Below are 16,776 nucleotides of genomic sequence, written 5' to 3'. Positions count from 1 at the left end.
CATACTCGGGCCCATGACCGGACCTGCACGCGCCCGCCGTCGATCGATGCCCGTGCTCGTTGCCGGGGGCGTCGCAGCCGCCTTCGTCCTGCTGACCGGTTGCGAGGCGGACCCGGTCACGCCCGACGATCTCCTGGAGGCGCAGAGCAGGCTGACGTCGGGCGTCTCGTTCGTGTCCTCGAGCGGCCGCTCGGCGATCGACCTGACGGTCGAGCCCGGTGCGCTCGCGGACGGGGCGGACGTGCCGAACGCCGCGCCGCTCACCGTCGCGGTCACGTGCGAGGGCGACGGCGACGCGCACGTGGCGTTCGACGGGGCGGACCTCGGGACGGTCTCGTGCGGGTTCCGCCCCGGGGACACGGGGTACGTCGCACTGACGACCGCCGACGAGGTGGACCTCGGCCTCGGCCATGCCGTCACCGTCGAGGCGGGCACGGGGGCTGCCGTCGCGGTGTCGGTGCTCGTCGCGCAGGCGGGCTGACCCGGATCCCTTCGCCGTGCACCGCGCCCGCGTACGACGGGCAGCGCAAGGCTCACGGTGCTGTGCGGGTGCGGCCCGTCGAGATGCGGCCAACTGGGGGCGTTCTGCCCGAGGAACCCCAGATGGCCGCATCTCGACCGGTCGCGATCTACCCCTGCTTGGCCCCGATCTCCAGGGCCCGGCCGTGGATGCCGCCCAGGACGTCTGCCCCGGCGAAGCCCTCCCAGGTCGAGGCGGACACCTCGAGCGAGACCGCGAGCCCGAGCACGTAGTCCACACCCCAGCTCTCGTCGACCACCTCGAAGCGCCACGGGCGCGGGCGAGGGCCCGGCCACGGCGGAAGCTTGGGGCGGCGCGGGGGAGTCGGGCACCAGTCGTCGACGTCGATGTCGAACCCGACGTGCAGGTGGTGCGCGGTGAACGCGAGCTGGACGAGCGCGGCGCCCGCGTGGAACCCGGTCCGCATCCCGTCCGGCGGTCCGGGCGGCAGCGGCTGCGGGTTGAGGAAGACCTCGGCCCCTCGGGAACCGGTGAAGGGGCCGTACGGGTTGCCCAGCAGGTCGAAGATCGCTGGGTGCCGTCGGCCGATGAGTGTCAGCGCGCTGGTCGTGAGTGCCATGGTGCCCCCTCCTTCGGTGGGCGGGCGCGGATGCACCCGCTACCTGGAAGGAGACCGCCCGGACCGACGGTGATGCACCGCGAGGCGGTCAGACGAGCGGCTTGCGCATGCTGAAGTTGGTCAGCGACACGCCCCGGAGCACGGGGTGGCGTTCCTCGACCACGACGAACCCGTGCTTCTCGAAGAAGGGGCGGGCCGTGAGGCTCGCGTACGTGGTGAGCTCGACGGCGCCACGGCCGCGGGCGGCGCGTGTCACGTGGTCGAGCAGTGCCGAGGCGACGCCGCGTCGGGTCACCGCGGGATCGACGAACATCATGTCGACGTATCCGCGCTCGTCGACGTCGCTGAACCCGAGGACCTCGTCGCCCTCGACCGCGACGACCGTGCCGGCCTGCAGGCGCTTGACCGCCCAGACGTCGAGCGGGATGTCGTCCGACCCCCAGGCCGCGATCTGCTCGGGCGAGTAGTCCTTGCTCGCCGTGACCCGCACGGCTCGCAGGAACACGCGGAGCGTCGCTTCCGCGTCGGACTCGTCGTAGGCACGCAGGATCATGGCGTCGAGCCTAGTCCGGGACGGGTGAGGCCCCGTGACGGGGCTCGTCGTCCGGGAGGTGGGGCAGCGGACGGCGCGGCCCGCAGACGGCCGCGACCGCGCGGCGGGCGTGCTCGCGCGCCTGCTCAACGGTCGGAGCGGGAGCCAGGCCGAGCAGGCGTCGCCGGTGCGCCTCGCCGAGGAGGAGCGTGTACAGGGCCTCGGCGAGTGAGCGGGTGGCATCGTCGACCGGGTCGCTCGGGGCGGTGCCGAGGTGCACGGCGAGGTGGTGGGCGAGCGCCTCGGTCGAGCTCGCGGGCCCGTGGGTGTAGAACGCCGCGGCCAGGTCGGGGAACTGCGGCGCCTCCGCGATGACGAGCCGGTGCAGTGTGACCGCCTGGTCGCCGTGCAGGGTGTGGACGATCCGGGTGGCGAGCGACTCGAGGTCCTCCCCGGTGATCGTGTGCTCGTGCGCGTGCTGGCTCTCGACCGCGGCGACGAAGAGCCCGGCCTTGTCCGTGAAGTGCTGGTAGATCGTGCGCTTGGTCACGCCCGCCTCGCTCGCGACGGCCTCGATCGTGGTCGCGCCGTACCCGCGCGCGCCGAAGATCCGGATCGCGACGTCGAGCAGCCCGGCCCGGCGAGCCGCCCGCTCTGCCGTGCGTGGCCGCCCGGGGCGTCGCGCCGCCGTCGGGCCCGCCGACTCGTCCGCTGTCGTCGTCATGCATTAATGATACGGTCGCGTTTCATTTCCTGCGAACGAGGAGATCACCGGTGGGTGGACACAGAGTGCTGCACGTGGCCTTCAGCGACGACTGGGAGGCCTGCGAGCGCTTCGGCGAGTACGACGTCGCCACGCGCAACACGTTGTACGAGGTCGAGGGGTTCGTCCATGCGACGACCCTGGCCGGGTTGCCGTCGGTGCTCGACGGCCGCTACGCCGACGCCTCGATCCCGCTCGTCCTCGCCGTGATCGACGAGGACTCCCTCGCGGACGAGGGCATCGAGGTCGCCTGGGAGCCGCAGGACGGAGCCCCCGGTGGCCTGGCCCCTCGGATACTGGGCGCGTTCCCCATGGACGGGCGGACGGTCGCGGCGGTCGTCGAGCTCGACCGCGTGGACGACCGGTGGGTGGTCCCGGACCTGTCGGGGCTCTCGGTCCGCCCCTGACCGTGCCGACCGTGCCGACCGTGCCGACCGCGGTACCCGCACCGGTCCTAGGGATCCAGGTGGCGCCTCACGTCCCCGTGTCGAGGGTTGGCGGCCGGCCCCTCACGCCAACGGGTCGACGGGCACGACGACGCAGATCTGGAACGTCTCGCGCCCGCGCCGCAGCAGGTAGCGGAAGCTCTCGGTGTCGGCCTCGGCCGCGTACTCGTCGCGGTAGCTCCAGCGCACGTCGGCCCACACGAGGCCCGCGCTCGTGGTCCCGAGCGACCGGATCTGCGCGACCGCCCCGACGAGCCCGCGCTCGCGGTAGCTCTCGGCCGCCCCCCGGAAGGACTCGCGCACGGTGTCGGGTTCGCTGATGAGCACCGAGGCCTCGTCGGTCACGACGAGCGCGGGGAACGCGTACGTCTCGGCGATCGTGTCGAGGTCACCGGCCGCGAGCGCCACGCCGTAGGAGTTGAGGAACCTCTGGACGTCGTCGTGGTCGTAGGCGGTCGCGTCGGGGGTCGGGGTGGTCATCCGTTCACGCTAGGCCGGGTGCGCCGAGCCCGCACGAGATGCTGCCTCGGCCGCTGCCTGGACCGCGTCCAGGAGCGCGACCGGGCCCACGAGCTGGGCCCGCGTGTCGGGTGCGGTGGTCCCGGCCACCTGGGCGAGGAAGTGCGCGAGCACGGGTTCGAGGTAGTCCTGCCCGACGCCCAGGTCGCCCTCGACGCTGCCGCCGGTGGTGGTCACGGCCGCGTGGAACGGCTGGGTGGGGTGCAGGTGGGGGTCCACGCACCGCAGGCGCACGACGACGTCGCGCCCGCCCGTCCTGGCGGTCACGGTCGCGGTCAGGACGTCGTCCTCGTGCTCGACGGCGGGTTCCCCCCACGTGAGGTCGGCGTCGCCTCCGAGGAGCGAGCGGGCGGCCTCGACCAGGTGGATGCCGAGGAAGTGCAGGCCGTCGTGGGGCGAGCCCGGGTCGGCGGGGCCGGCCACGGTCAGCGTCGTGATCTCGCCGTGCGCGAGGGCAGCGGCGCGCAGCCGTGCGACGTCGGGCACGAAGCGCAGCGCCGAGCACGAGGACAGCACGGACCCGCTCGTGCGGGCCGCGGTCACGAGGTCCTCGGCGTCGGCGACCGATGCGGTGAACGGCTTGTCGACCAGCACCGGCAGCCCGGCCCGGACGAAGGGCAGGGCCGCCGCGTGGTGGAGGCGGCCCGCGCGGTGGGCGACGACGACCGCGTCGACGGACGCGACGTCGTCGGGCCCGCCTGCCCGGACCGGGACGCCCGCCGCCTCGCTCCGCTCGGCGAGCTCCGCGACGCGGCCCGGGGCGCCGTCCGCGAGGACCGTGACCCGCGCGCCCGGGAAGCGCTGCTCGACGTTCAGCAGGCGCACGTGCTGGTCGGCGTGCGAGGAGTCGAGCCCGACGAGCGCGAGGCGGAGGGTCCGGGTCATCCGGTCATTCTTCCTGACCGCAAGGGCTCACCACGCCTGGGCGATGAGCTCGGCGAACAGCTCGCCCTCGTCGACGTCGAGCCCCCGGGAGCGGAACCACGCGCACATGGTCCGGCAGTCGCGCATCAGGAGGTCGGTGCCGTGGGGGTTCGCGACGAGGTCGAGGACCTGCGGCAGGTCGATGATCACGATGCGCCCGCCCTGGGCCAGCACGTTGTAGGGCGACAGGTCGCCGTGCGCGTACCCGTGCGCGGCCAGGACGCCCATGGCGTGCCGGAGCTGGTCCCAGTACGCCTCGAGCGTGCCGGCGTCCGGTCGCACGCGGGCCAGGCGAGGGGCCGCGACGCGGCTCGCGGGCGACCCGTCGCTCTCGCCGCTGCTCGCGTGCTCCCCGACGAACTCCATGAGGATCTCGGTCCCGTCGATCTGGACCGGGTACGGGACGGGAGCCCCGGCGGACCACAGCATGGTCAGCGCCGCGAACTCGGCGTTGGCCCACTGCGCGGCCGCCGCCTCGCGCCCGTACGAGGACTTGCGCTCGATCGCGCGCCGGTCGCGAGAGCGCCGGACCTGGCGCCCCTCGACGTACGCCGAGTCGCGGTGGAAGGCGCGATGCTCGGAGCTGCGGTAGCGCTTGGCGGCGAGCAGCGAGAACTGACCGGGGTCGTCGGGCACGGCGCGCTCGATCAGGAAGACGTCAGCCTCCTTGCCCGTCTTGAGGACGCCGAGGTCGGTGTCGATCGCGGCGTCGGCCGTCACGACCCAGCCGGGTCGGGGCTCGGGGCCGCGCATGCCCTTCTCGACGCTGGACCACGTGGACCAGCGCTGGTCGGGGCGGAGGTCCGGGTCGAGGTCGTACGGGTCGAGGCCCGAGGTGAAGGTGTCGGGTGCGCCGGTGAAGCGGGGGAGTGCGGGAAGGTCGATGTGCTCGTGCACGGGTGGGGCTCCTCGGGTGAGGTGAGGAGCCGGCGTCAGCGGCCGGGGCTCCTCGGGAAGGTGGAGGCGTGGGGAACGACGACGACGGTCATCACGACACCTCTCCTTCTCGCAACCCCTGGCTGCGCGCTCGCGCCGGACCCTCTCCGGCGGACGTGCCCACCCTCGCACCCGGCGGAGGGGGCGGGCAACGGAATTAACGACCCTCGCGGGGACCCGCCCTCGACGAACCGCGAGGGAGCGGGCGTCAGCCCCCGAACGAGGACACGAGCAGCGTGTACGTGCCGCTCGTGTCGAGACCCATCTGGGTCAGCAGCGACCACACGACGCCCGCGACGGCGTACGCGGTGACGGGGATCAGGAACAGCCACTCGCGCACGGAACCGGCGTTGCCCAGGACGGGCAGCGCGAAGTTGCCGCCCGGACGCCAGATGTCGTTGAGCACGTTGGTCCTGCGGACCCAGCGAGGCGCCTTGAACGTGATCGGCCACAGCAGAGGGCACCCGCCCGTGGTCATGACGTCGCCGATGATGTGGACCGTGACGCCGAGCCCGACCGCGACGGGGAGCCAGTTCCACTCCTCGGGGGCCAGGAGCGCGACGAGCACCGCGATCGTGATCGACCCGATCCACGGACCGAGCTTGCCGCCGCGCGTGAGCTTGAGGGCCTTGAGGGCGAACGCGACGAGCAGGATCGCGACGACGCCCGCCCCGACCGCGACGGTCCCGAACGTGTCCGACTCGTAGGTCACGAGGCCCGCGAGCCACGCGAGCGCGGTGAAGACCACGATCCCGAGGATCGAGTGCGTCCCTCGGCGGTGCCCGCCGGAGATGGTCTCGACGAGGTTCGCGACGCCCTCGGACACGGGCGGCAGCGAGTGCGCGATGGTGCCCGAGTGGTGGTCGGCGTCGGGCAGCAGGGCCGCCCCGGCGCACACGATCGCGCCCGTGATGACGCCCACGTCCGAGACGGGGTAGATGCCGAGCGTGTACGGGGCGGTCGAGGTGACCGCCACCCATGCGGCTGCGCCGCAGGCGGCGTGGTGGCCACCCATCATGATGCGTTCGTCCCGTCGGTCGTGTTCGTCCAGCAAGCGTGGTTCGCGCGGTCTGTCCCCGGCGCGACAGCACACCCTACCCGCCTGGCACCGACACCCGACCTCACGTCTTGTCGGACCCCGGCGTCTACAGTGCATGGGACACCACGACGAGCAGGCGACGACCAGGACGGGAGGCACGGCCGTGTCGGATCTGCTGGACCGGCCCGAGGAGCCGGGGACCCCCGAGTCACCGGCACAGGCCGAGAGGACGGTGCGGCACGCGGTCTTCGACTCGCCCGTGGGCGAGCTCACCGCGGTCGGCACGGCCGACGGCCTCCGTGCGCTGTACTTCGACGCCCACAGGCGCCGCCCCACGGGCGAGACCTTCGGCGAGCGCGACGACGACGCCTTCGAGGAGGTCCGCGTCCAGGTCGGCGAGTACTTCGCGGGGACGCGGCGCGACTTCGACCTGGACCTTGCCCCGGTCGGGGACGGCTTCCAGAAGAAGGTCTGGGCGTTGCTCGCCCAGATCCCGTACGGCGAGACGCGATCCTACGGCGACCTCGCGCTCGCGCTCGGCGACCGGAACCTGGCCCGTGCGGTCGGTGCGGCCAACGGCCAGAACCCGCTGAGCATCGTCGTGCCCTGCCACCGCGTCGTCGGGGCCGACGGCTCCCTGACGGGGTACGCGGGCGGGCTCGAGCGCAAGCGGTTCCTCCTGGCCCTCGAGGAGTCCGACGAGACGCGCGCGAGCAGGCTCTTCTGATGGTCGCCCTCGTGCGGCGGGGACCTCACGTTCCGCGCGTCCGGGCCGTCTACCCGACGTGAAGCCCTTCGAACGCGTCGTCGCCGAGCACGGCGCCACGGTCCTGCGGGTGTGCCGCGCGGTCCTCGGCCCCGTGGACGCCGAGGACGCGTGGTCCGAGACCTTCCTGTCGGCCCTCAAGGCGTACCCGCGCCTCGACGAGGGGGCCAACGTGGAGGCCTGGCTCGTGACGATCGCGCACCGCAAGGCGATCGACGTCACCCGCGTCCGTGCCCGCGCCCCGCTCGCGGTGCCCGACGTCGCCGGGCTCACCCACGAGCCCAGCCGCGACGGTCTCCCCGATCAGGGCGTCGAGCAGCGCGACGACGACCTGTGGCAGGCGCTCGCCGCCCTGCCGCCCAAGCAGCGCCAGGCCGTGGCCTACCACCACGTCGCGGGGCTGCCCTACCAGGAGGTCGCCGCGATCCTCGGCGGCAGCACCGAGGCCGCGCGCCGCGCCGCCTCGGACGGCATGGCGACGCTGCGGCGCACCTACCCGCCGGCCGGCCCCTCCGCCGTGCGCGCCCACTCCTCCGCTCGCGCCTCGAAAGGAAGTGCCTCATGAGCGACACCTCGTTCGACGACGTCGCCTTCCTCGCGCCCCTCGGTACCACCCACGACACCCAGGCGACGCTCTCGCGGCTGCACGACCGCCTCGCGGCCGGCGCGGCGTCGTCGGGCCTGCTCGACGTCGCCTACCGCACCCTCGAGACCCCCGTGGGCATGCTGCTGCTCGCCGCGACCGACACGGGCGTCGTGCGCATCGCGTTCGACGTCGAGGGCCACGACGCCGTGCTCGACCGCATCGCCCGCACCGTGAGCCCGCGCGTCCTGCGCGCTCCCGGGCGCCTCGACCGGCTCGCGACCGAGATCGACGAGTACTTCGCGGGCGAGCGTCGCGCGTTCGACCTGCCGCTCGACCTGACCATGGCCTCGGGACCCTTCCGGCGCGAGGTCCTGACCCACCTGCGCGACATCGGCTACGGCCGCACCGAGTCCTACGCGCAGGTCGCGGCGGCCGCGGGCAGCCCACGGGCCGTGCGGGCCGTGGGCACGGCGTGCGCCAAGAACCCGCTGCCGCTCGTGGTGCCGTGCCACCGGGTCGTGCGCTCGGACGGCACGTCGGGCAGCTACGCGGGCGGCGCGGAGGCCAAGCGCCTGCTGCTCGCCCTGGAGGGGGCCGCATGACCGCCCTGCCCGACGGCGCCGCGACCGTCCCGGTGGCCCGTGCGCCCGAGGTGGGGGCCTGGTCGCGGTACGTGCCCGTGGGGCAGCCCTTCGACGCGGCGTCGGCCCTCGCGACGCTCGTCGCGCACGCCGTGCCCGGCGTCGAGCGGGTCGAGCGCTCCGGCGTCGACCGCGGGGAGGTGACGCGGCTCGTCGAGACACGCTCGGGCACCGCGGTCGTGACCGTGCGGCTGACGCCCGAGGAGATCGAGGTGCGGGGGAGCGGCTCCGACCCGGAGGAGGTGTGCGCCCTGGTCGCCCGCTGGTTCGACACCGGGGCCGACCTCGCGACCGTGCACACGGTCCTGGGCGCCGACCCGGTGCTCGCACCCCTGCTCGCCCGACGACCCGGGCTGCGCGTGGTCGGGCACCCGTCCGGGTTCGAGGCCGCGGTCACGACGGTCCTGGGCCAGCAGGTCTCGCTCGCGGCCTGCCGGACGTTCGCGGGGCGGCTCGCGGCGGCGTACGGGCGAGAGGCGGGCGACCTGGGCACCCATGGCCTGCTTCTCTTCCCCGACCCGGGCACGATCGCGGGCGCGCAGGCCACGGAGCTGCAGTCCGCCGTCGGGATCACGGGCGCCCGGACCCGCACCCTGCTCGCGCTCGCCGCGGCCTGCGCGGACGGGCTGACGCTCGGGCCGGGCACGGCGGGCGACCCGGCGGCGCTCGCGGACACGCGTGCCCGGCTCCTGGCACTGCCCGGCATCGGGCCCTGGACCGTGGACTACCTGTCGGTCAAGGTGCTCGGGGACCGCGACGGGTTCGTGCCCGGCGACCTCGTGCTGCGCAAGGCCCTCGGCGGGATCGACGCGCGCGCCGCGGCCGCGACGGCGCAGGCGTGGTCGCCCGTACGGGCGTACGCGCTGTTCCACCTCTGGACGCACACGGCCTACTGACGCGTCGTGCGGACGGCGCGATACTGGAAGAAGGACCACCGACGGGAAGGCAGCACCCATGAGCACGGTGACGACAGCGATGAGCACCACGAGCCCTGTGAGCACGGCGGGCCCTGACCCCGACGACGTGCGCGACCAGATCGAGGCGGGCGTCCTGTTCGCCAACGGCCGCCTCGCGGGGCGCCGCTTCGCCTCGCTCGCCGAGGCCCAGGAGTGGGCGCACCCCGAGCTCGGCGACCAGGTCGTCGAGTTCAACCCGGTCTGCGACTGCTCGGTCTGAGACCAGGCGCCCTGGGCGCTCCGCCCGAGCGACGGCCAGACGTGCCCCTCGCCCGGCCTGAGTCCGCCGCGCGACCTAGGCTGGGAGCGTGACCCGCGAGAGCGTGCCCGACGCCGCCCGCAGCACCGCTGCGCGCATCGACGTGCCCGCGATCCGTCCCGAGGAGTCCACGATCGAGCCCTCCGACGGGCAGCCCGAGGCAACCGGCCCGCCCGGTCGGCACGGCCTGCGCCGCCGGCTCGTCGAGGTGGGCGACGGGTTCTTCTTCGTCTTCGCGGGTCTCGCGGCGGTGTGGCTCGCGTGGCTCGTGCTCAGCGAGTCGATCCACCTCGGCTGGTTCGCGATCCTCTACGTCGTCGCGGTGTGGCTCGTCATCGCCTACCTGGCCCTGCCGCGACTGCACCGGATCCTCACGACGCTCTACGTCCCCGAGTACTTCATCGGCCGCACGCGCACGGCCAACGGACTGCTGGGCGACCCCGTCAACGTCGCCCTGCTGGGCGAGGAGGGACAGGTCCGGGCCGCGATGCAGGTCGCCGGGTGGACCCTTGCCGACGACGTCACGCTCGCCTCGAGCGGACGCATCGTCGCGGCCACGCTCAGCCGGCGCAGCTACGACCAGGCGCCCGTGAGCCCGCTGTTCCTGTTCGGGCGCCAGCAGGACTTCGCGTTCCAGCAGGAGGTCGAGGGCAACCCGTCGCGCCGCCACCACATCCGGTTCTGGCGCTGCCCGCCGGGCTGGCCGCTGCCGGGCGGGCGCCGAGTCGACTGGCTCGCGGCGGGCACGTACGACCGCTCGGTGGGCTTCTCCTTGTTCACGCTCCAGGTCACGCACAAGATCGAGGCCGACACCGACCAGGAGCGCGACCATGTCGTGACCACGCTCCTCGGGGCCGACGTGGGTGTCGACGTCGAGGTCATCGAGGACTTCTCCACCGGGTACCACGCACGCAACGGCGGCGGCGACGCGATCCGCACCGACGGCGACCTCCCGGTCGCGGACGTCCGGGGCGTCGTTGTCCCGGCGACGTCCCCGGGCGGACCCGACGGCGCGGGCGACGCCACGAAGCGCGCCGCGCGCCGCCCGGCGGCCACCACGGTCGGGGCGCTGCTCGTCGTGCTGGGCGTCGTGGCCGACCTGATCTGGCTCGCGAACCTCGCGCGGCACTGGGACCAGACGCTGCGCTCGCTCTTCCTGGGCGGCGACGTGACCCAGGCCGACATCGACCAGGCGTCCGGAGCGCTGCTGGTCCTCGTCGTGGTGCTGCTCTCGCTCGTCGCCCTGTTCCAGCTCTTCCTGGCCTGGCGCGTCTACAAGGGCCGCAACTGGGCGCGGGACCTCGTCATGGTGCTCGCCGCGATCAGCACGACGTCGTCGTTCGTCGGGTGGGCCGTGTCCGGGAACCAGATCACGTTCCGCACGACGCTGCTGACCGTGGCGCTCGACATCCTGATGCTGCTCACGCTCTCGAGCCGGGACGCTGCGGCGTACGCGAAGAGCCGCCGAGAACTGCGGCTCGAGCGACGGGCCGTGCGCCGAGGGTGACGCACGTGTCCGCCAAGGGTGACGCACGTGTCCGCCGAGGGTGACGCATGCGGCCGCCGAGGGTGACGCATGCGGCCGCCGAAGGTGACGCATGCGGCCGCCGAAGGTGAGGACGAACGTCCGAGGCCGCAGACGTCCCGGGACCGTGCATAGGAGTCCAGCGAGCGGTGCGCCGGAAGGTCGCGGCCCCGTGCCCTCGACGCCGTACGGAGGAAGGAAGAGGCCCACATGGACGCCATCACGTCGATCGCGCAGCGGGTGGCTGACATCGAAGCGACGTTCCGCACCGCGGAAGCCGCCAGGACGCCGGTCGTCGCCGCCTCCGGTGTGCGCTTCGACCAGGTCCTCAGCGCCGTGGTCGACGACACGACCGCCGTCGGCCCGGCTCGAACGGTCGACGGCGTCCCCAGCGAGCTCGCGGCCTACGGCAACGGCAAGGTCCCGCGCACGGCCCTGCAGGAGGTCGGGACGACCGGCCACCGCCTCTGGGCTCCGGCCGGGCAGGCGCTCGAGTCGCTCATGGCCGCGGCGGCTCGCGACGGCGTCCAGATCGGCATCACCGACTCCTACCGGTCCTACGACGCGCAGGTCGACGTCGCCCAGCGCAAGGGCCTCTACTCCCAGGGTGGGCTCGCGGCCGAGCCGGGAACCAGCCCGCACGGCTGGGGCGTCGCGGTCGACCTCGACCTGGACGACCGGGCGCAGGCCTGGATGCGCGCCAACGCCGAGCGGTTCGGCTTCGTCGAGGACACGCCCCGCGAGCCGTGGCACTGGGTGTACAAGGCCTGAGCGGCCGATCGCTTCCTGGCCTCACGTCGCCTGATTCCGGGGACCCGGGTCACTCGCCGATCTCGTCCGCGCGGCGCCGTCGGGAAAGCCTCAGCGCGGCTCCGGCGAGCAGCAGCGCGAGGGCGCTCGCGGCGAGCACGTCGAGGCGCCCGCCGGTCGCGGCGAGCTCGGCGCTCGTCGACACGGGGACCACCGGTCCCACGGGCGGCGGGGGCGGCGGCGGCGCGGCGTCGTTGTCGAGGATGATCCCGGTGCCGACCGGCTGGGTCAGCGTGAGGTTGATCGGCGCCGAGAGGGGCACGGTGAACAGCTCGGTCGGCTCGGGCACGAGGTCCCCGACGATCGGCACGACGATCGGTGGCATGGCCGTCGAGCCCGCGTCGACGGTGATCGTCCCGCTCGTCGTGAGGTAGTCGCCCGGCGCCACGGCCGTGCCGTCCACGGTGGTGTACTGCACCTGGGTGCGCAGGTAGTACGTCCCGGACTGGGTCATCCCGAAGGTCATGGGCTGCGTGCCCGAGTCGCCCTCGGTCACCGTGCGCTCGAGGTCGATCGCCGCGCTCGGGAGCACGGGGCAGGGCGACGCGGTGGGAGCCGTCAGGAAGCCCGAGGCGTCGATGCTGTCGAGGGAGCCGGACAGCGGGTCGCCCCAGCCCGCGGCCGGGTCGTCGTCGAACGTCGCCCCGGTGGTGGTGTCGACCCAGCGCCCGGCCTGATAAGCGGTGGTGACGGACGTGGTCGCCGCGGGCCCGTTGGTCGCGCCCCACCAGTTGCCGGTCGCGTCGATGACTCCCGTGTAGACCCCGGGGTCCACCTCGAGGCCGGCCACCTGGTTCTGCGCGATGCAGTTGCCGTGCAGGATCAGGTTCGTGTTCGCGCCCAGACCGAAGTCCGTGACCTCGACCCCGCGCCCGGTCGCGCCGATGAACCAGTTGTCGAGAGCGGTCACGGAGTCGCTGGCTCCGCCGAGCTCGAGACCGTGCGTGATCGAGGAGATGATCCGGTTGCCCGTGACGGTCGCGTTCGTGACCTGGATGAGGAGGATTCGGTTGTCGCCGTCGTTGTTCGTGATCGTGAGGTCCTGCGTCGGGGTCAGGACCCCGGGGGCGGAGCCGTTGAGCACCATCGCCGCGTTCTGGTTGTTGACGAACAGGTTCTCGTCGATCACGGCGTTGAGCAGGCCCGAGTCGGAGTAGATCCCGTTGCCCGCGGCGCCGCCCGTCGAGATGTTGTTGTTCGAGTCGAAGAGGTTGTGGCGGACCGTGCTCACGGGAGGCGGTTGGACCGGGTCCAGCGACGAGTTCAGGTACACCCCGAAGACGTTGTCCCGGAAGATGTTGTTCACGACCGTGGACGCGGCGAACGTCGCCAGCCCGGAGTTGAGCGTCGCGTTCTGCGTCTGCCCGACGAAGCTGAACCCGTCGATGACGGTCCCCGACGCGAGTACCTGGAAGCCGCCGAGGGTCGAGTCGAGCACGGTCTCGGGGCCCGAGCGGGTGCGCGCGTCGACCCCTGCCTGAGCGCCCTGCAAGGTCAGCGGGATGTTGATGGGGATGACCGCGGGCTCGGAAAATGTCCCGGCGCACACGGTGATGGTGTCGTTGGGCGCCGCGGCGGCGACGGCCGCTGTGATGGTCGTGAAGTCCGCGGGCGCGCTGTTGCACACGGTCAATGTCGCGGCCGCCGCGGGGAGCGCCGTGAGGGTGGCGCCGACGATCACGATCCCGAGCGCCCCTGCGAGTCGCGCCGCCCATCGGCGTGCGCGGGCGTGTGGTGCGAGGCCTGGCTGCATGGCGCTCCTCCTGAGGCCACCGGTCACGACGGCTTCGAGGCCGCCGTGCTGGCTCAACCCCGCCCATCCTAGGGAGGTGTCTTGTGTCGCGCCCGTCGACCGTGGCCGGCACACGACCGCCGACGGTCAGGTGACCGACAGAAACCGAGACAAACAGCGAAGCGGACCAGGTCTCCCTGGTCCGCTCTGTCGTTCGCTGTCTCAACGAGTGTCCGGAGGGGGACTTGAACCCCCACGCCCGATAAAGGGCACTAGCACCTCAAGCTAGCGCGTCTGCCATTCCGCCACCCGGACAGGTGTCAGGTCCCGGCGTTCCCGCCGGGGGGCCTTGCGGGGAAAAACATAACACGTTTCGGGCACCGAGCGTGCATCCGGCCTGTGGGGCAGACTGGGGAGCGTCCCCGGACCCGTCGCACCGGTCGGTGCAGGTCAGGGGTGGTTTCACCGTCGGACCGACAGCGGATGAGGTGCTCGTGGCTGAGGACAAGGACGCAGGACCGGACGACGTCACGGCGTCGAGCCCGGGGAGCGGGGCCGACCGCCCGGCGGCGTCCGTCAAGCACCTGGCGGGCCTGAGCCCGGCGGCCAAGAAGGTCGCGGGCGCACGCCGCAACCCCTCGGTCGTGGGGGTCGACGACTCCGTGCCGGCGTGGTTGCGCACGAGCGCGGGCTGGTCGTGGCGGATCCTGCTGCTGGTCGCGGCGGTCGGCCTGATCTTCTTCGCGACGGCCCAGGTGCAGATCGTCTTCATCGCGGTCTTCCTGGCCCTCGTCATCACCTCGGTCCTCAATCCCGTGACCGACTGGTACGCCAAGATCATGCCGCGGGGGCTCGCGACGGGGCTCGCGCTCCTCTCGGCCTTCCTGCTGCTCGGCGGTCTGCTGACGTACGTCGTCACCTCGGTCGCGGGCCAGTGGGAGAGCCTCGCCGGGCAGTTCAACACCGGCATCGAGAAGATCTTCGACTTCCTGGAGAACGGGCCGCTGCCCGTGACGATCACTCCCGAGGACATCGAGACCTGGATCGAGAACGCCCGCACGTGGATCACCGAGCACGGGGGAGACATCGCGAGCCAGGCCGCGGCGAGCGCAGGCTCGGTCTTCGAGGCGTTCGCGGTCCTCGCGCTCGCGATCTTCTGCACCATCTTCTTCCTGGCCCGTGGCAAGGACATGTGGACCTGGTTCCTCAACCAGCTCCCGGCCCGCTCGCGCGAGACCTGGACGCTGGCCGGGGGAGCCGGGTGGTACACGTTCGCCGGTTACGCCCGGGGGACCGTCATCATCGCCCTCGTGGACGGGATCCTCGCGGCGATCGTCCTGGTCGTCCTCGGTGTGCCCCTCGCGGCGCCGCTCGCGGTCCTCGTGTTCATCGGTGCCTTCATCCCGCTCATCGGCGCCCCGGCGGCGATGGTCATCGCGATGGTCGTCGCGCTCGCGGCGAACGGCATCGTCAACGCGGCGCTCGTCGGCATCTTCATCGCTCTCATCGGCCAGTTCGAGGGGCACATCCTGCAGCCCCTGGTCATGGGCAAGCAGGTCTCGCTGCACCCGGTCGTGGTCGCGCTCGCGGTGACGTCCGGGACGTTCATCGCGGGGATCCTCGGCGCGGTCGTGTCCGTGCCGCTGGTCGCGGTCGCGTGGGCGGTGTTCAGCAAGCTGCGTCGCAAGGACCCGCCCATGGAGAAGGAGATCCCCACGGCCAAGGAGATCGCCCTGTCCGGCAAGGAACGCTCCTCGAACGGCGGCTCGACCGGCAAGGGGAGCGACAAGGAGGCGACGGTCGACGCCTGAGGCGGGCTCCGCCGTCGGGCAGGCCGACGGTCCGACGGCGCCGCGCACCCCACGCACGTGGGCTCGCCTACCTGGGGCACCTTCCGACGCCAGTCCCGAGCTCACGACGGCACCCGGACGAGCGGCGCAAATCGCTCGCCGCCGCACCCGGCGACCTGCCACAGTTCTCGCCATGACCACGAACCCCCGGGCGTCGAAGAACGCGGCGACCCGCCTGACCAAGACCCTGTGGAGCTGGGCCTCGATCCTCGACGACGGTGCGCGCGACCAGGCCGAGCGCACCTCGACCATGCCGTTCGTCCACCCGCACCTGGCCCTCATGCCCGACGCCCACCTGGGCCTGGGCGCGACCGTCGGCTCGGTGATCCCGACGCTGCGCTCGATCATCCCCGCCGCCGTCGGCGTCGACATCGGCTGCGGCATGGTCGCGGTCCGGACCCGGTACACCGCCGCTGACATCGCTCGGCCTGCGCTGCGCGACCTGCGGCTCGCGATCGAGAAGGCCGTGCCGACGAGCGCCGGCTCCTACAACCAGCGCCTGACCGGCACCGCGACGGCACGCGTCGCCGAGCTCGAGGCGCTCGCGGACAAGGCCGGGTTCGACCCCGCGCGGTACGCCGGGAACTGGCGCCTGCAGCTCGGGTCGCTAGGGTCCGGGAACCACTTCATCGAGGTCAGCCTCGACGAGGAGGACCGGGTCTGGTTCTTCCTCCACTCGGGGTCGCGCGGCGTGGGCAACAAGATCGCGCAGCACCACATCGCCGTCGCGCGCGAGCTCATGGCCCGGTACTGGATCGACCTGCCGGACAAGGACCTCGCATACCTCGTCGAGGGCACGGACGAGTTCTGGGCGTACATCCGTGAGCTGCGGTGGGCCCAGCACTTCGCGCTGCTCAACCGCGAGGAGATGATGGACCGCGTCGTGGCCGCGTTCGACGCCTGGTCGGGGCTCGCCCCGGTCGAGGAGGCCGAGCGCATCAACTGCCACCACAACTTCACCGAGCAGGAGCACCACTTCGGCAAGGACGTGTGGGTCTCGCGCAAGGGCGCGATCCGCGCCCGCGAGGGTGACCCGGGGCTCATTCCGGGGTCCATGGGCACGGCGTCCTACGTCGTCGTGGGCAAGGGGAACCCGCTCGCGCTCGACTCCGCGCCGCACGGCGCGGGGCGCGAGTACTCGCGGAGCAAGGCGCGCAAGACGTTCACGCACGACCAGCTCCGGGAGGCCATGGCCGGGATCGAGTACCGCGACACCGACGCGTTCATCGACGAGATCCCGGCGGCCTACAAGTCGATCGACCGGGTCATGCAGGACGCGGCGGACCTCGTCGAGGTCCGCCACACGCTGCGCCAGATCGTCAACGTCAAGGGCGACTGACCGGCCGTCGCGGGGTGCCGAGAACGAGGTTGAGGTCGTCTCCGCCGTGGAGG

At 72.7% G+C, this 16,776-nt stretch carries 19 protein-coding genes and 1 tRNA gene; 11 read left to right on the top strand and 9 right to left on the bottom strand.

All coding sequences use genetic code 11. The features are described from left to right. Window positions 1-13 precede the first annotated feature (13 nt). Entirely contained in the window at window positions 14-481 is a 468-nt protein-coding gene (locus ACFRCR_RS03580; protein ID WP_377675613.1) for a hypothetical protein, read from the top strand. A gap of 148 nt (window positions 482-629) precedes the next feature. Here the strand turns inward: ACFRCR_RS03580 and ACFRCR_RS03575 are convergent, their stop codons facing one another. From ACFRCR_RS03575 to ACFRCR_RS03565, 3 genes are all read right to left on the bottom strand, one after another. Further along, window positions 630-1,100 (bottom strand): hypothetical protein, encoded by a 471-nt coding sequence (locus ACFRCR_RS03575; protein WP_377675611.1) that lies wholly within the window; start codon window positions 1,098-1,100, stop codon window positions 630-632. An 88-nt stretch (window positions 1,101-1,188) separates the two neighbouring features. Then, entirely contained in the window at window positions 1,189-1,653 is a 465-nt protein-coding gene (locus ACFRCR_RS03570; RefSeq protein ID WP_377675610.1) for a GNAT family N-acetyltransferase, read from the bottom strand. Between the two features lie 10 nt (window positions 1,654-1,663). Further along, window positions 1,664-2,356, bottom strand: coding sequence for a TetR/AcrR family transcriptional regulator (locus tag ACFRCR_RS03565; protein ID WP_377675608.1), 693 nt, complete (start codon window positions 2,354-2,356; stop codon window positions 1,664-1,666). A 50-nt stretch (window positions 2,357-2,406) separates the two neighbouring features. Between ACFRCR_RS03565 and ACFRCR_RS03560 the strand changes: the two genes are divergently transcribed. Beyond that, window positions 2,407-2,802, top strand: a complete 396-nt coding sequence (locus ACFRCR_RS03560) for a DUF952 domain-containing protein (RefSeq protein ID WP_377675606.1) — start codon at window positions 2,407-2,409, stop codon at window positions 2,800-2,802. A 102-nt stretch (window positions 2,803-2,904) separates the two neighbouring features. On the opposite strand, the gene ACFRCR_RS03555 is transcribed toward ACFRCR_RS03560, so the two are convergent. The 4 genes from ACFRCR_RS03555 to ACFRCR_RS03540 form a co-directional block, all read right to left on the bottom strand. Then, complete coding sequence (locus ACFRCR_RS03555; RefSeq protein ID WP_377675604.1) at window positions 2,905-3,321, bottom strand: hypothetical protein; 417 nt, start codon at window positions 3,319-3,321, stop codon at window positions 2,905-2,907. A 9-nt stretch (window positions 3,322-3,330) separates the two neighbouring features. Beyond that, window positions 3,331-4,245 carry a Gfo/Idh/MocA family oxidoreductase gene (locus ACFRCR_RS03550; RefSeq protein WP_377675602.1) on the bottom strand — a complete coding sequence of 305 codons (915 nt, stop codon included), beginning with the start codon at window positions 4,243-4,245 and terminating at the stop codon, window positions 3,331-3,333. A 27-nt stretch (window positions 4,246-4,272) separates the two neighbouring features. Next, a complete protein-coding gene (locus tag ACFRCR_RS03545) occupies window positions 4,273-5,181 on the bottom strand; it encodes a serine protein kinase RIO (protein ID WP_377675601.1) in 909 nt (302 codons plus the stop codon). Between the two features lie 247 nt (window positions 5,182-5,428). Further along, window positions 5,429-6,238 (bottom strand): metal-dependent hydrolase, encoded by an 810-nt coding sequence (locus tag ACFRCR_RS03540; RefSeq protein ID WP_377675599.1) that lies wholly within the window; start codon window positions 6,236-6,238, stop codon window positions 5,429-5,431. Window positions 6,239-6,374: 136 nt separating this feature from the next. Here ACFRCR_RS03540 and ACFRCR_RS03535 point away from each other — a divergent pair, with 136 nt between their 5' ends. The 7 genes from ACFRCR_RS03535 (at window position 6,375) to ACFRCR_RS03505 (ending at window position 11,763) form a co-directional block, all read left to right on the top strand. Then, window positions 6,375-6,986, top strand: a complete 612-nt coding sequence (locus ACFRCR_RS03535) for a methylated-DNA--[protein]-cysteine S-methyltransferase (RefSeq protein ID WP_377675597.1) — start codon at window positions 6,375-6,377, stop codon at window positions 6,984-6,986. A gap of 58 nt (window positions 6,987-7,044) precedes the next feature. Beyond that, entirely contained in the window at window positions 7,045-7,590 is a 546-nt protein-coding gene (locus tag ACFRCR_RS03530; protein ID WP_377675595.1) for an RNA polymerase sigma factor, read from the top strand. After that, window positions 7,587-8,213, top strand: coding sequence for a methylated-DNA--[protein]-cysteine S-methyltransferase (locus ACFRCR_RS03525; protein ID WP_377675593.1), 627 nt, complete (start codon window positions 7,587-7,589; stop codon window positions 8,211-8,213). The genes ACFRCR_RS03530 and ACFRCR_RS03525 overlap by 4 nt, the downstream gene beginning before the upstream one ends. Next, window positions 8,210-9,148 carry a DNA-3-methyladenine glycosylase family protein gene (locus ACFRCR_RS03520; protein ID WP_377675592.1) on the top strand — a complete coding sequence of 313 codons (939 nt, stop codon included), beginning with the start codon at window positions 8,210-8,212 and terminating at the stop codon, window positions 9,146-9,148. The genes ACFRCR_RS03525 and ACFRCR_RS03520 overlap by 4 nt, the downstream gene beginning before the upstream one ends. 58 nt (window positions 9,149-9,206) lie before the next feature. Next, on the top strand, window positions 9,207-9,428 hold the full coding sequence (locus tag ACFRCR_RS03515) for a hypothetical protein (RefSeq protein ID WP_377675590.1): 222 nt from the start codon (window positions 9,207-9,209) through the stop codon (window positions 9,426-9,428). Between the two features lie 88 nt (window positions 9,429-9,516). Beyond that, the gene (locus ACFRCR_RS03510; RefSeq protein ID WP_377675589.1) at window positions 9,517-10,974 is read left to right on the top strand and encodes an LssY C-terminal domain-containing protein; all 1,458 of its coding nucleotides are present in this window, start codon (window positions 9,517-9,519) and stop codon (window positions 10,972-10,974) included. 228 nt (window positions 10,975-11,202) lie between these two features. Beyond that, on the top strand, window positions 11,203-11,763 hold the full coding sequence (locus ACFRCR_RS03505; RefSeq protein WP_377675587.1) for a D-alanyl-D-alanine carboxypeptidase family protein: 561 nt from the start codon (window positions 11,203-11,205) through the stop codon (window positions 11,761-11,763). 49 nt (window positions 11,764-11,812) lie between these two features. Here the strand turns inward: ACFRCR_RS03505 and ACFRCR_RS03500 are convergent, their stop codons facing one another. Next, window positions 11,813-13,555: a right-handed parallel beta-helix repeat-containing protein gene (locus ACFRCR_RS03500; RefSeq protein ID WP_377675585.1), complete on the bottom strand. Its 1,743-nt coding sequence runs from the start codon at window positions 13,553-13,555 to the stop codon at window positions 11,813-11,815. A 209-nt stretch (window positions 13,556-13,764) separates the two neighbouring features. Then, window positions 13,765-13,849, bottom strand: a tRNA-Leu gene (locus ACFRCR_RS03495). A gap of 278 nt (window positions 13,850-14,127) precedes the next feature. On the opposite strand from ACFRCR_RS03495, the gene ACFRCR_RS03490 reads away from it, so the two are divergent. Further along, window positions 14,128-15,345: an AI-2E family transporter gene (locus ACFRCR_RS03490; protein WP_377675629.1), complete on the top strand. Its 1,218-nt coding sequence runs from the start codon at window positions 14,128-14,130 to the stop codon at window positions 15,343-15,345. Between the two features lie 172 nt (window positions 15,346-15,517). Then, complete coding sequence (locus ACFRCR_RS03485) at window positions 15,518-16,723, top strand: RtcB family protein (RefSeq protein WP_377675584.1); 1,206 nt, start codon at window positions 15,518-15,520, stop codon at window positions 16,721-16,723. Window positions 16,724-16,776: the final 53 nt, after the last annotated feature.

It is taken from the genome of Oerskovia sp. NPDC056781 (assembly GCF_042789955.1).
In the GTDB taxonomy this organism is placed as follows: domain Bacteria; phylum Actinomycetota; class Actinomycetes; order Actinomycetales; family Cellulomonadaceae; genus Oerskovia; species Oerskovia rustica.
This window is presented reverse-complemented; position numbering and strand designations above follow the sequence as displayed.

Excerpts from the sequence above, each read along its gene's own strand:
- ACFRCR_RS03580 (WP_377675613.1), top strand. The coding sequence starts at position 14 with ATGACCGGACCTGCACGCGCCCGCCGTCGATCGATGCCCGTGCTCGTT.
- ACFRCR_RS03500 (WP_377675585.1), bottom strand. The coding sequence starts at position 13,555 with ATGCAGCCAGGCCTCGCACCACACGCCCGCGCACGCCGATGGGCGGCG.
- ACFRCR_RS03555 (WP_377675604.1), bottom strand. The coding sequence starts at position 3,321 with ATGACCACCCCGACCCCCGACGCGACCGCCTACGACCACGACGACGTC.
- ACFRCR_RS03540 (WP_377675599.1), bottom strand. The coding sequence starts at position 6,238 with ATGATGGGTGGCCACCACGCCGCCTGCGGCGCAGCCGCATGGGTGGCG.
- ACFRCR_RS03550 (WP_377675602.1), bottom strand. The coding sequence starts at position 4,245 with ATGACCCGGACCCTCCGCCTCGCGCTCGTCGGGCTCGACTCCTCGCAC.
- ACFRCR_RS03505 (WP_377675587.1), top strand. The coding sequence starts at position 11,203 with ATGGACGCCATCACGTCGATCGCGCAGCGGGTGGCTGACATCGAAGCG.
- ACFRCR_RS03525 (WP_377675593.1), top strand. The coding sequence starts at position 7,587 with ATGAGCGACACCTCGTTCGACGACGTCGCCTTCCTCGCGCCCCTCGGT.
- ACFRCR_RS03565 (WP_377675608.1), bottom strand. The coding sequence starts at position 2,356 with ATGACGACGACAGCGGACGAGTCGGCGGGCCCGACGGCGGCGCGACGC.
- ACFRCR_RS03520 (WP_377675592.1), top strand. The coding sequence starts at position 8,210 with ATGACCGCCCTGCCCGACGGCGCCGCGACCGTCCCGGTGGCCCGTGCG.
- ACFRCR_RS03535 (WP_377675597.1), top strand. The coding sequence starts at position 6,375 with ATGGGACACCACGACGAGCAGGCGACGACCAGGACGGGAGGCACGGCC.
- ACFRCR_RS03515 (WP_377675590.1), top strand. The coding sequence starts at position 9,207 with ATGAGCACGGTGACGACAGCGATGAGCACCACGAGCCCTGTGAGCACG.
- ACFRCR_RS03575 (WP_377675611.1), bottom strand. The coding sequence starts at position 1,100 with ATGGCACTCACGACCAGCGCGCTGACACTCATCGGCCGACGGCACCCA.
- ACFRCR_RS03485 (WP_377675584.1), top strand. The coding sequence starts at position 15,518 with ATGACCACGAACCCCCGGGCGTCGAAGAACGCGGCGACCCGCCTGACC.
- ACFRCR_RS03570 (WP_377675610.1), bottom strand. The coding sequence starts at position 1,653 with ATGATCCTGCGTGCCTACGACGAGTCCGACGCGGAAGCGACGCTCCGC.